Annotated in this window: 10 protein-coding genes; all 10 read right to left on the bottom strand. The window is 64.1% G+C overall.

Features of this window, described 5'->3' with window-relative positions; translation table 11 throughout:
* Positions 1-44 precede the first annotated feature (44 nt).
* The 10 genes from manD to ACZY1F_RS12955 all read right to left on the bottom strand — a co-directional run bounded on the left by manD (position 45) and on the right by ACZY1F_RS12955 (position 13074).
* Complete coding sequence (gene manD, locus ACZY1F_RS13000) at positions 45-1274, bottom strand: D-mannonate dehydratase ManD (protein WP_463942072.1); 1230 nt, start codon at positions 1272-1274, stop codon at positions 45-47.
* Positions 1275-1319: 45 nt separating this feature from the next.
* Positions 1320-2789, bottom strand: a complete 1470-nt coding sequence (gene uidB / locus ACZY1F_RS12995; RefSeq protein WP_463942071.1) for a glucuronide transporter — start codon at positions 2787-2789, stop codon at positions 1320-1322.
* A gap of 300 nt (positions 2790-3089) precedes the next feature.
* Entirely contained in the window at positions 3090-4529 is a 1440-nt protein-coding gene (locus ACZY1F_RS12990; protein WP_463942070.1) for a mannitol dehydrogenase family protein, read from the bottom strand.
* Complete coding sequence (gene uxaC / locus ACZY1F_RS12985; protein ID WP_463942069.1) at positions 4526-5932, bottom strand: glucuronate isomerase; 1407 nt, start codon at positions 5930-5932, stop codon at positions 4526-4528. The genes ACZY1F_RS12990 and uxaC overlap by 4 nt, the downstream gene beginning before the upstream one ends.
* An 81-nt stretch (positions 5933-6013) precedes the next feature.
* Positions 6014-7075: a LacI family DNA-binding transcriptional regulator gene (locus tag ACZY1F_RS12980; RefSeq protein ID WP_463942068.1), complete on the bottom strand. Its 1062-nt coding sequence runs from the start codon at positions 7073-7075 to the stop codon at positions 6014-6016.
* 106 nt (positions 7076-7181) lie between these two features.
* Entirely contained in the window at positions 7182-8348 is a 1167-nt protein-coding gene (locus ACZY1F_RS12975; protein ID WP_463942067.1) for a Gfo/Idh/MocA family protein, read from the bottom strand.
* Positions 8349-8421: 73 nt separating this feature from the next.
* Complete coding sequence (locus ACZY1F_RS12970) at positions 8422-9282, bottom strand: sugar phosphate isomerase/epimerase family protein (protein ID WP_463942066.1); 861 nt, start codon at positions 9280-9282, stop codon at positions 8422-8424.
* A gap of 44 nt (positions 9283-9326) precedes the next feature.
* A complete protein-coding gene (locus tag ACZY1F_RS12965; protein WP_463942065.1) occupies positions 9327-10232 on the bottom strand; it encodes an ATP-binding cassette domain-containing protein in 906 nt (301 codons plus the stop codon).
* Positions 10229-12136: a dipeptide/oligopeptide/nickel ABC transporter permease/ATP-binding protein gene (locus ACZY1F_RS12960; RefSeq protein WP_463942064.1), complete on the bottom strand. Its 1908-nt coding sequence runs from the start codon at positions 12134-12136 to the stop codon at positions 10229-10231. Before ACZY1F_RS12960 ends, ACZY1F_RS12965 begins: the two co-directional genes overlap by 4 nt.
* A complete protein-coding gene (locus ACZY1F_RS12955; RefSeq protein ID WP_463942063.1) occupies positions 12133-13074 on the bottom strand; it encodes an ABC transporter permease in 942 nt (313 codons plus the stop codon). The genes ACZY1F_RS12960 and ACZY1F_RS12955 overlap by 4 nt, the downstream gene beginning before the upstream one ends.
* Positions 13075-13152 lie beyond the last annotated feature (78 nt).

The following is a 13152-nucleotide window of genomic DNA, read 5'->3' as shown; positions in this document are numbered from 1 at the left end:
GGGACCGGTAGTTCCTTCTGCTGGTGAGGGAGATGTCGTGGCGGTCACCAGTCGTGCACCGTTCCGTCCACTAGGCGGTTGTACGGCAGGTAGGCCTGCTGGTAGGGGTAGGCTGCTGCGGCTTCCTCGTTGAATTCGACGCCGATGCCGGGCTTGTCGCCCGGGTGCAGGTAGCCGTCCTTGAAGGTCATGGACTGCTCGAAGACCTCGTTGGTCTTGTCGGAGTGCTGCATGTATTCCTGGATGCCGTAGTTGTGGATGGCCAGGCCCACGTGCAGCTGGGCGGCGAAGCCCACCGGGGAAATGTCCGTGGGGCCGTGGAAGCCGGACTTGATCTGGTACTGGGCGGCGAAGTCCATGACCTTCTTCAGCGGGGAGATGCCGCCGAAGTGGGTGGAGGCTGCCCGCACGTAGTCGATCAGCTGTTCCTTGATCAGGGTCTGGTAATCCCATACGGTGTTGAAGATTTCACCGATGGCCAGCGGGGTGGTGGTGTGCTGGCGGACCAGGCGCAGGCCCTCCTGGTTTTCGGCCGGGGTGCAGTCCTCGAGCCAGAAGAGATCGTACGGTTCCAGGGCCTTGCCGAGCTTGGCGGCCTGGATGGGCGTCATGCGGTGGTGGCCGTCGTGCAGCAGCGGGATTTCCGGGCCGAACTCGTTGCGCACGGCCTCAAAGACGGTGGGCAGGTGGCGCAGGTAGGCCCGGGTGTCCCAGTCCTCTTCCTGCGGGGACGCGCCACGGCCGGCGGGTTCGTAGTCGTAGCGTTCGCCCGAGGCCTGGGCCTGCGCGGCCACACCGTAGACGGCCTTGATGCCGGGGACTGCGGTCTGGATGCGGATGGACTTGTAACCCAGTTCCAGGTGCTCACGGACCGAGTCGAACAGCGACTCGAGGTCAGCGCCGGAAGCGTGGCCGTAAGCGCGCAGGCCATTGCGTGACGCGCCGCCCAGGAGTTGGTAGACCGGCATGTTCGCCATCTTGCCCTTGATGTCCCACAGGGCCATGTCCACGGCGGCGATTGCCGCCATGGTGACCGGGCCGCGGCGCCAGTAGGAGCTGCGGTACAGGAACTGCCAGGTGTCCTCGATCCTGTGCGGATCCTTGCCGATCAGCAGCTGGGCCACGTGCTCTTTGAGGTATGCGGCAACAGCCAGTTCGCGGCCATTCAGGGTGGCGTCACCGATGCCGGTGACCCCGTCGTCCGTAGTGATGCGCAGGGTCACGAAGTTACGTGACGGGCTTGTCACGAAGACTTCAGCGGCAATGATTTTCACGGCAGATCCTTTCGGGGACTTCTGGTCAGATGGTGGTGCTGGAAGTTAGTGGCCGGCAGTCTTGCCGGCGCCAACCGGCGTGCCGGCATCGGCGGTAGTGCCGGCGACAGCGGCGGTGCCGGCGACAGCGGTGGTGCCGGCGGCAGCGGCGGTGGCGTCAGCGGCTTCGCCGGCGCCGCCCACAGTTTTGGTCCGGCGTTCCTGGATCTCCCTGAGGATTTCCGCGTGCTTGGCGTCGGTCAGCGTGTACTTGGACATTACTAATACGGCAAGGATAGTCAGCACGGCAGGGATCGCGCCCGCGGCAATCTGAATGCCGAACAGGGCATCCGCGGTCTGGGCCGCGCCGGACTTGTACCCGCCCAGTGCCAGGGCGTACGCCGCCAGGGCGCCGCCCACAGCCTGTCCCGACTTCCGGGTGAAGGAGAACAGCGCGTACGTGATTCCCTCGGTGCGGACACCGGTCCGCCATTCGCCGTACTCCACCGTGTCAGCTTCCAGGGCCCACACCACGATGTTGACGGCAAGGACACCCACGAGGCTGACCACGAGGCCGGTAAAGCCGAGCCAGACCTGACCGGTCGGAGTATAGAAGATCATCGCACCGCCGAGGACAGTGACCATCGAAGAGTAGATGTAGACGCTCTTCTTGCCGACGTTGCGGACCAGTTTGGGCATAAAGGCGGCCAGGAAGAACGTGAGTACGAGCTGGATGATGGACAGCACGGGGTACAGGTCCAGGCGGCCCAGGACGTCGCGCAGGTAGTACAGCTGCACGGAGGTCAGGGCGAGGTAGCCGGAGAGGAAGAAGAAGGAGCTCAGGCACAGCATCATGAGGGGCTTGTTGCCCTTAAGTGTGTCCACGCTCTGCTTGAACGTGACCTTGGGGACTGCGCGGTGCACGCGTTCCTTGGCTGTCAAGGCCGTGAAGAAGTACAGCGCCGTTCCGATGACCACAAAGACAAGGGTGATGGTGGTGAACGTCGACTGGAGGTCAGCGCCCGGCTTGATCAGCGGTGCAACGAAGATGCCCAGGGCAGAGCCCACCAGCAGTGCACCTACCATGCGGGCGGAGCCCAGCTTTGCGCGTTCTCCCGGATCCTGCGTCATGGCGCCGGCCAGCGAGCCGTACGGAATGTTCACGAGGCTGTAGGCAAGGCCAAGGGCTGCGTAGGTGACGTAGGCGTAGAGCAGTGTGCCAGATTCACCCAGCTGCGGGATGGAGAACGTTGCCACGCTCAGCAGGAGCAGCGGGATGGAGCCGAACATGATGAACGGACGGAACTTACCGAAGCGCTTGCTGTAAGTCCGGTCTACGAGCCGGCCGGCAAAAACATCGGCGAAGGCGTCAAAAAGCCTGACTACCAGCAGCAGGGTTCCGGCAGCCGCTGCTGAGATACCGGCAACGTCTGTGTAATACACCAGCAGGAACATAGTGGCCGTGGTGAAGGCGAGGTTGTTGGCTGCATCGCCGGCGCCATAGCCGATGATGCTGAGCTTGTTTAGCTTTTTCATGAATTGGGCTCCTTTACCCTTGCCGCCGTGTTGGCCAGCGAAAATTATTGAAATGCTATGAAGCGGTGAATCTTTGGCGATGCTGGAGTATGCAGAGTCTGCGTCCGACGGGCGTACCGCCGCGTGTTTCTCGTTGCCTGTAATCCTAGTCACTTGGCAATAAAATGGCAAGCGGTTGCCATGTATTTCTGTTGAACCTTCACTAAATTGCATGTCGTCGAAACAGCATTGCCCGGTCCAGGAGCCTGGACCGGGCAGTGCTGTTCTTGATGAAGCAGAAGCGCTGTTAGGGCGTGATACTTAGGCGCCTGCCGAGAATGTGCCCAGCAGGCCGGAAACGAGTTCCACCACGGCGTCGTCCGCTCCGACGGCAGGATCCACCAGGGCCAGGACCGCCCGGACGCGCTCCGCGCCTTCCAGCCGGTTGGCCGCAGCCACCTCGGTTGCCAGCGGATCGTGGAATGTCTCGGCCGCTGCGCTGAAATCAATCCAGGCCGCGATCATCAGTGCTGCGGCGGCACCGGACCTGCCTCGGGCCCGTTCGGCCTGGAGGACCGGCACGGCCCGCATGCGCAGTTTGGTGCTGCCGTCCATGGCGATCTGGGCCAGATGGTGGGCAATGCGTGCGTTGCTGAAGCGGGCCAGCAGCGCGGCGCGGTACGCCGGGATCTGCAGATCAGCACCGCCGGAGGCCTCAGCGGCCGCGGCACCGGACAGGTTCGCCTCGGCCTCGTCCCAGAAGCTTTCGACGGCGGTCAGGCACTGCGGGTCCGCGAGGGCCTGCGCCACCGTGGTGTGTCCGCGGAGCTGGCCGGCGTAGGCCAGCAGGGAATGAGCACCGTTCAGGAGCCACAGCTTGCGGTTCTCGTAAGGCTCGATGTGGTCAACGAAGACTGCACCGGCAGCTTCCCAGCGCGGACGGCCGGCGGGGAAGTCGCCGCTGAGCACCCAGTTGGTGAAGGGCTCAGCCACTACGGGCGAGTTGTCGCGGTAGCCGCAGGCGGCCTCGACGGCGGCGATGTCCGCTTCCGTGGTCCGCGGCGTGATGCGGTCCACGGACGTGCTGACAAAGCTGACGTTTTCCTCCACCCAGGCAGCGAGCTCCGAATCCCAGGCCTGCGCCAGTCCCGTCACGGCGTTGCGGGCCACCGTGCCGTTGTTGGCGAGGTTGTCGCAGCAGACCACGGCGAGCGGCCCGGTTCCGGCAGCCCGGCGCGCGGCGAGGGCGAAGACGAGCCGGCCCAGCGGCGTCGACGGGTTTCCGCTTCCTGAAGCCAACAGCGCAAGGTCGCTGGCGACGTCGGACGCTGTAGTGTCCAGCTGCCCGTCGGCATCGATCCGGTACGCCGCTTCGGTGACCGTCAGGGTAACCATGGCGGTGGCAGGCGACGAGACGAGCTCTGCGAGCCGCTGCACGTCCGCACCGTCTGCCGCTTCAACGATGCTGCCGACGACGGAGAACGAGTCGCCGCTGTCAGCGCGCTCCACGAGCGTGAAGAGGCCGTCCTGCTCGGCAAGAGCCAGGGCAGCGGCCGGGCGGCGGCCGGTGAAAGCGGCAATGCCCCAGTCAGCGGCGTCGCTGGCCTGGCTGGTGTACCAGGCCTGGTGCGAGCGGTGGAAGGCACCGAGTCCGAGGTGGACGATCCGCACCGGCGGCCGGGCGGACGCATGGACCGTCCGGTTCAACTGCGGAAGGGACTCCGCAGCCTTGCCGGCGGCGTCGGCCTGCTCGATACTCACAGTTTGAAAACCCTTCGCGGGGAGGAATCGACGGTGTCCACGATAATTTCGTGGGCACGGTCTTCACTGACACGGTGCTCGGCCACGAGGCGGGCCAGGAAGGATGCCTCGATCCGGCGGGACGCATCGTGGCGGGCCGGGATGGAGCAGAAGGCCCTGGTGTCGTCGATGAAACCCGAGGATCGGGAGAACCCGGCCGTTTCGGTCACGGCGGAGCGGAACCGAAGCATGGCATCCGGGGCATCCAGGAACCACCAGGGTGCGCCGAGGTAGACGGACGGGTAGAAGCCGGCCAGCGGCGCGAGCTCGCGGGAAAAAACGGTCTCGTCGAGGGTGAACAGCACCAGGTGGAAGTCCTTGGCCGTGCCGAAGTCCTGCAGCAGCGGCCGAATGGCCTCGGTGTAGTTGGTGGCGACCGGGATGTCATGGCCCGTGTCCGCGCCGAAGGCCTCGAACGTGGGCGTGTGGTGGTTGCGGTACGAGCCCGGGTGAATGGTCATGACCAGGCCGTCCTCCACCGACATCCGGCCCATCTGGTACATCATGTGCGCTTCGAAGGTGTTGCGGTCCTCTGCCGTGGCCTTGCCGGCTCGGGCGAGTTCGAAGATGCGCTCGGCTTCGGCGCGGTCCAGCTTGAGCGTTGCCGGGGTGGCCACACCGTGGTCTGCCGAGACTGCGCCGTGCTCCACGAAGTAGCGGCGGCGGTTTTCCAGGGCGGTGATGTAGCCCGCGTAGCCGGTGGCGCCGTCAGCTGCGGAATCGACAAGGCGGTCAACGTTGGCGCTCCAGGTGGGGTGCGCAATGTTCAGGTAGGCATCCGGGCGGAAGGTCGGCAGGACGCGGCCGTTGAAGGTTGGGTCCTCAGTGATGGCCTTGTGGCTGGCGAGGTTGTCCAGCGGATCGTCCGTGGTCGCCAGGACCTCGATGTTGAAGTCCTTGAACAGCTGCCGCGGACGGAAGCCCGGCTCCACAAGCTTGGCGGCGATGGCGTCATAGCTGGCATCGGCGGACATCTCGCCCAGGTCTGCGCCCAGGTTGAAGACGCTGTCGAACTGATTGCGCAGCCAGTAGCCGGAGGCCGTGCCCTCAAAGAGGGGCCAGGCATCCACGAAGGTGCGCCAGATTTCGCGTGATTCGGGCGCGGTGGGACCGCCGGCCCGCAGCTTGTCCAGGGAGGCGCCGTTGGCATGGATCAGGCGTGTGACGTAGTGATCCGGGCTGACGAGCAGCGCTGCCGGGTCAGGGAACGGCGTGTTGTGCTCGATGACGGCGGCGTCAACGTGGCCATGCGGGGAGATGATGGGAAGGTCCTGTACGCGCGCCAGGAGGTCCCGCGCAATGCTCCGCGTTCCTGGGTCGGCGGGCAGGAGCCTGTCTGGGTTGGCAGCAATCGACTGTGACATAGGTCAATAATCTGCCCGGCACCGGATTTTGTCAACCGGTTGCCATAATTTGCCAAATGCTGGAATGGGCCCTTCCAGGACTCACTTCGCGGGCAGGATCCTACCGCTGGACCCGCGCAACACCAGTTCAGTCTCCACACTCAAGGTGCCGGCCTTTTCCCCGCTTCCGTGAAGAAAGTCCAGCAGGCGCTTGGCGGCTGCCTCGCCGCACTCCCCCAGCGGCGAACGCACGGTGGTGAGCGGCGGCGTCGTGAAATCCGCACCGAAGATGTCGTCAAAGCCTATGATGCTGATGTCGTCGGGCACCACCATGCCGGCGGCCTGGAGTTCCTGCATGAGCCCGATGGCCAGCAGGTCGTTGTACGTCATGACCGCGGTGGCGCCGCTGGCGCGGACATCGCGAGCTGTCTGCCGGCCGCCGTCGACCGTTGGTTTGCTGGACTCAAGCCGCACGGCCTCAAGCCGGGACCAATCGCAGGCAGCCTGCACGCCCTCCCAGCGGCGTTCGGACATCCAGGACTGCGGCGGCCCCGCGACGTAGGCGATCCGCTGGTGTCCGTTGGCGGCCATGCTCCGGATCGCCTCGCTGATCCCCTTGTTGACGTCCGGCACTACGCACGGCACGCCCTCTACTTCGCGGTTGATGACCACCACAGGCTTGTCCTGGGCCAGGGCGCGGATGTTGTCATCGTCCATGCGCGGGCTAGCGAGAATAAGACCGTCGACGGTGGCCATGAGCCGCCGTGCGGCAGTCAGTTCAGTAGCCGCGGACTCCGCCGACTCGGCGAGCACCAGGGTGTAATCCCTGCTGGTTGCGGTGGTCTCGGCGCCGCGGATGATGTCAAAGAATGTTGGGTTGGTGATGTCCGCGACGATGAGGCCGAACGTGTTGGTCTTGCCCGTGGGAAGTGCGCGCGCGAACGGATTGACCTGGTAGTTCAGCTGGGCTGCCGCATCCTCGATGAGCTTTTGTGTTTTGGAGCTGACCCTGCCCGGCTTGCTGAGTGCCCGGGAAACGGTGGACGCGTTGACGCCGGCCATCTTGGCGATGTCGTAGATGGTGGCATTGGATTTGCCGTCTCGGCCATGCTTTTTGACCGAACCCGTCGATGGGGCGGTGTCCGGCGTTTGGGGTTCAGTCACCGCCCCATCCTAACGATGAAACCACTTCAGCAGGTCGCAGCTGCGGCCGTTTTGATGGTCCAAAACGGCCACAGCGCCTGCTCAGTTCCACTGCTCCCTCAGCAGGTTACGTGCGCTGGGGGAACTTGCCCTCTTCGGCGATGCGCTTGTTGAGCTCGGCGAGGAACTCGTTCTCATCGAAGTCCAGTCCAACTTCCTTGCCGGTCCATGCGGAGAGGTGGATGGCGTTGGCCAGGCGGACACCGTTGATGCCGTCCGAGCCCGGAGCCAGCAGCGGCGTGCCGTCCAGGATATTGGCGGCGAAGTTCTCCAGGACGCCGGAGTGCTGTGCACCCCAGGCCGATTCGAACTCGATGACCTCGGTGGTGTAGTACTCCTCCGGGTTCAGCTGGCCCATAAACAGCTTGCGGACATCGTCCATGCCCATGCCGTCGCTGAGTTCGCGCTCGGGCTTGTGCAGGCGCGTCACGGTGGCGGTCTTGCTGCCCTCGACGACGATCTTGCCCTGGTCGCCCAGGATTTCGAAGCGGTCGGTCCCGGTCAGGTCGTGCGTGGCGGTAACAAAGACACCGGTCACGCCGTCTCCGTAGTCAACCACCGCAGTCACTTCATCTTCTACGGCGATGTCTCGGCGGAAGCCGAACGAAACCTTGGAGTAGACGGACTTCGGCACGCCGCAGATCCACTGCCACAGGTCAAGCTGGTGCGGTGCCTGGTTGACCAGGACGCCGCCGCCTTCGCCGCCCCACGTCGCGCGCCATTCACTGGAGTTGTAGTAGCCCTGGGGACGCCACCAGTTGGTGATGATCCAGTTGCTGCGGCGGATCTTGCCGATCTCGCCGTTTTCCACAATCTCTTTGAGCTTCTTGTACAGCGGGTTGTTGCGCTGGTTGAACATGATGCCGAAGGAAAGCTCGGGCTTGGAGGCCGCGAATTCGTTCAGTTCCTTGACCTGCTTGGTGTAGACGCCGGCCGGCTTCTCCACGAGGGCGTGGATGTTGCGCTTCAGGGTCTCGATGCCCATTTCGGGGTGCAGGAAGTGCGGCACGCAGGTCACGACGGCGTCAACGTCGCCGCTTTCCAACATGGCGATGTAGTCGTCGTAGAAGGGGGCGTCCGGGTACGTGGCGGAGGCAAGTTCCTTCTTGGCCGGATCGGTGTCGCAGATGGCGCCGATCACCATGTTGGGGACCAAACCGTCCGTGATGAACTTGGCGTAGGCGCCGCCCTGCTGGCCCAGGCCGATGATGCCGAGGCGTACTTTCTTGCTCACAGTTGTTTGTCCTTTTTCGTTGGTTGAGCTTGTCGTGCGGTGGTTGAGCTTGTCGAAACCAGAATCGGTCCGGTTAGAAGAGCTCGGACTGTCCCAGTGCAACCAGGTTGTCGTAGGAGGTCTGCAGCGCTTCCCAAACCGTGCGGCCGTAGAGTTCGTCCTGCTCCACCAGCAGGTATTGGGCACCGGCGGCCTGCGCGGCCGGGATGATGGAGGCGAAGTCCAGGTTGCCTTCGCCCACTTCGGCGAACTGGACAACGTTTTTGAACTCGGCCATGAAACCGGCGAAGTCCCCGGCTTCCAGGAGCCCCATTGCCGACTCCGGCATTTGGCCTATCCGGTAGTCCTTCAGGTGGACCATGGCCGTGCGGCCGGTGTACTTTTCCAGGGTGCGGACCGGGTCCAGGCCGCCGCGCTGGACCCAGTGCACGTCGATTTCCATGCCCATGGCCGGGGAGTTCTCCGCAATGATGTCCAGCATGTATTTGCCGTCGAACTTCGCGAACTCGATGTGGTGGTTGTGGTAGTACAGCCCCAGGCCCTGCCCCTGCAGCCGCTCGGCATACTCGTTGGCCTGCTTGGCGAAGTCAATCACCGCGCCGATTGACGTCATTGCCTCGAACGGCAGCATACCGATCCGCAGCAGTTTCGAGTCCAGGCTCTTGGCGTCATCCACGATCTTGTCAAAGTGCTCCGCCAGGGAGTCGCCGGGCCGGCCTTTGGGGGTCTCCATGGCCACGGAAAGGGCTGCGATGTCCATACCCAGCTCGCGGCGGGACCGGTCCAGCTCAGAGACGTTTTCCGGCGTCATCGGGATCTGGGAGATCTCGACGGCGTTGTAGCCGATGTCGCTGACCTTGCGGAGCGTTTCGAACGCCCCGATTTCGGTGAAGCTGTCCTTCAGCATCATTGCCTGTACGCCAATTTTGGCCACTTTTTCCTCCATGGTTTTCGCTGTTATGTAAATTTGGTTCGGCCTTAGGCGGGGACGCCAGCCTGTTCGGCCTGCAAGCGCTGCTCTTCAAGCAGCCGGTGACGGTCGGCGCGGCGCTTCTCCTGGCGGTCCGGGTCCGGCACCGGGGAAGCGAGCAGCAGCCGCTGCGTGTAGGGGTGTTCGGGGTCGCGGGTGACCACGTCTGCCGGCCCCTGCTCCACTATTTCTCCGCGGTACATCACGGCTACACGGTGGCTGATGTGGCGGACCACGTCAAGGTCGTGGGAGACAAAAAGGTAGGACACGCCTGTGTCTTTCTGGATCTGCAGGAACAGATCCAGAACACGCGCCTGGGTGGAGAGGTCCAGGGCACTGACCGGCTCATCACAGACGATGAGCTTCGGCGACAGTGCCAGGGCACGGGCGATGGCCACGCGTTGGCGCTGGCCGCCGCTGAACTCCCGCGGCAGCCGGTGGATGGCGTCTGACGGAAGGCCAACCTGGTCCAGGAGCTCCTTCACGCGCTTCTTCGCTGCGGCCTGCTCCATGCCCTGCACACCCAGCGGTTCGGCAAGAATGGCGCCGATCTCCAGGGCAGGGTTGAGCGACGTGTAGGGATCCTGGAAGACCACCTGCATGTCCCGGCTCAGGACACGGCGCTGCTTGCGGCTGGCGTGGCTGATGTCCTTGCCTTCGAACGTGACTTTGCCACCGCTCACGGGCGCGAGTCCCAGCACGGCCCGGCCCAGGGTGGTCTTGCCGGAGCCCGACTCCCCCACCAGGCCCAGGGTCTCGCCCTGGCCGATGCTGATGTTGATGTCCGTCAGGGCGCGGAATTTCCGTGCACGGAACCCTTTGCCGGCGTACTCCACCACGAGGTTGTCCACCCGAAGGAGTTCTTGGTGTGGCGGCGCTGATTCCGCGTCGCGCAAGGCTGCAGTTGCTGTCACAGTACGTTCTCCTTGGCAGTTGATGACGCAGTTGATGACGCAGTTGATGACGCAGTTGCGGACGAAGCAGCGGACACAAGCATGGTCATGGGTTCCTTGCCTTCCAGCATCGAAGCCAGCAGGGTCTGGGTGTAGCGTTCCTTCGGTTCGCGCAGGATTTCCCGCACGGGGCCTTCCTCCACCAGCCGGCCGTTCTGCATGACCACAACACGGTCGCAGAGGTCAGCCACAACGCCGAAGTTGTGGGTGACCAGGATGACGCCGACGCCGAGCCGGCGCTGGAGGTCGCGGATGAGGTCCAGGACATCGGCCTGGACCGTGACGTCCAGTGCCGTGGTGGGTTCATCGGCAATGATGAGGTCCGGTTCGCAGCTGATGGCACCGGCGATGAGCACGCGCTGGGCCATGCCGCCGGAGACCTCGTGGGGGTACGCCCTGAAGGTCCGGTCCGGGCTGACGATACCGACGTCGGAGAGCAGTTTCATGGCCCGCGTGGTGGCTTCGGCCTTGGAGATTCCCAGGACACGCATCATGGGTGTGACCAGCTGGTAGCCGATGGTGAAGGCGGGGTCCAGGTTGCTCATGGGTTCCTGCGGGATGTAGGAAATCCGCTTGCCGCGTAGCTTGGACAGGCGTTCCTGGCTGACCTTTTCGTCGCCTGGAGCGACGGTGTAGTTGCCATCGAACTGGATGGCCCCGCCGACGATGCGTGCGGTGTCCGGCAGCAGGCCCAGGATGGAGAAGGCGGTCTGGGATTTACCCGAACCGGATTCGCCCACGATGCCGAGGATTTCGCCGCGGTCAACGTAGAAGGAGACGTCGTCCACCACCTTCTTGATGGTGCCGTCTGCCTGGGGGTAGCCGACGCCGAGATTGGTCACCTTGACGAGGTGGTGTTCGGTTCCGGCCTGGACGGCAGCGGCAGTCTTTCGTGCTGCCCGCGTGACTGCGGCACCAGCGGCGGGTGCCGCCGTCGTGCTTTTCGCCTGGACCTTCCTGCGGTGCTTGATCTTTTCGCCGTCTTCCAGGGCGTCGCGGATAGCGTTGCCCAAGAGGACCAGGGCGCCGATGGTCAGCGCCATGGCCAGCGCGGGCCAGAAGAGCAGAGTCGGGGTGAGGTAGACGTTCTTGAAGCCTTCGCTGAGCATCACTCCCCAGGTGGCCTTGGCCGGATCGCCCAGGCCCAGGAACTCGAGTCCGGACTGGATGGCGATGGCGACGCCGGCGATCGCGGCCGTCTGGATGATGATGGGCGCGCGGACCACGGAGAAGATGTGGCGGGTGATGATGCTGAGGTCTGACAGGCCGGAGACGCGGGCGGCATCAACGTAGAGCTCGTTGCGGACCGACTGCACCGCTGACCGTGTCAGGCGGAAGTAGGAAGGGCTGATCAGGACGCCGAACGCGATCATGGCAATCCAGACCGACGGACCGAACGCGGCCCGGATGGTGAGGAGGACGATCAGGCCAGGGAGGCTCATGAGGATACTGACAATCCAGTTGGAGACAGCTTCAAACTTGCCGGCGTAGTAGCCGGCCACGAGGCCGGCGGGCAGGCCGATCGCAATGGCAACTGCGGCGCAAAGGAGCGCGGAGCTGAGGGTCAGCTGCGCCCCGAAGAGCAGGCGGCTCCAGACGTCACGGCCGGAGCTGTCCGTGCCCAGGATGTTGACTGCGTCCGGCGCGGCGAGAGTCTTGGAGATGTTGGCGAAGTTCTCCTCGAACGGGGCCAGGACATCGGCGAAGACGGCCATCACTGCCATAGCCAGCAGAATGAAGATGGCGATGATGCCGAGAGGATTCTTGGACAGGCGCTTAAGGACTGTTGAGCGGACGACGGTCCCGGTCTGGCCCGACGTCCCAGGTGCGGGCGTCAGTGCTGAGGTTTCGACGGACTCGGTCACGAGGCACGCACCTTCGGGTTGAGCCAGCCGTTGAGCAGGTCAACGATGAGGTTGACCACAATGACGACGGCGACGGTGTACATAACAACGCCCATGACCACAGGCTGGTCACTCTGGCTGGTGGCGGCTACGGCCAGCGGCCCCATGCCGGGAAGGGCAAAGATCTGCTCGATGATGACCACACCGCCGAGCATTCCGATCAGCTGCAGGCTGAGCACGGTCAGCCCGGCCGGAGCTGCGCTGCGCAGGACGTGCTTGAACAGGACCTCCCGCTCACCGATGCCGCGGCTGCGCAGAGTTCGGACGTAATCGCGTTCGAGCTGCTTGATGACGGCGCTGCGGATCTGCTGGGCACCGCCGGTCACTCCGTTGATCAGCAAGGCGATCACCGGAAGGGTCAGGGAAAGCACCCAGGCGTCCGCGCCGACACCGGGCGAAATGGTGCTGGTGGCGGGGAAAATGCCCATCTGGATAGCCAGGATAGTCACCAGGATGATGCCGATGACAAAGCCGGGGACAGAATCGCCGATGATGGCACCGATCTGGACCACGCGGTCCACCCAGCCGCGCTTTACTGCTGCGGCGACGCCGATGAGGGTGGCGATGATGGAGATCAGGAGCATGGCTGCAATCACCATGGTCATGGTCACTGGAATGCGCGTGACGAGGGCGTTGGAGACGGGTTCAGAGGTGAACCAGGATGTGCCCAGGTCCCCCTGCAGGGCGCCCGTGAGCCAGCTGAAGTAGCGCGTGATGATGGACTGATCGAGCCCCAACTCCGCTTCCTTCACGGCCAGCTGATCCGGAGTGGCCTGGTCACCCAGGATGTTCCGCGCAATGCTGCCGCTCGATACGTAGAGCAGGGAAAAAACGAGGATCGAGACGGCGAACAGGACTACGAGTCCGCTGCCGAGGCGTTTAAGGATGAAAGTGATCATTGCTGGCTCCATTGAACTGGCATGGATTGGTTGCCCGGTCCGGCAGCCCACCGTTGTGATTGGCTGCCGGACCTGCGC

This window comes from Pseudarthrobacter xylosi, from assembly GCF_055412765.1.
The sequence above is the reverse complement of the archived record's forward strand: the minus strand, read 5'-3'. Positions and strand labels throughout refer to the sequence as shown.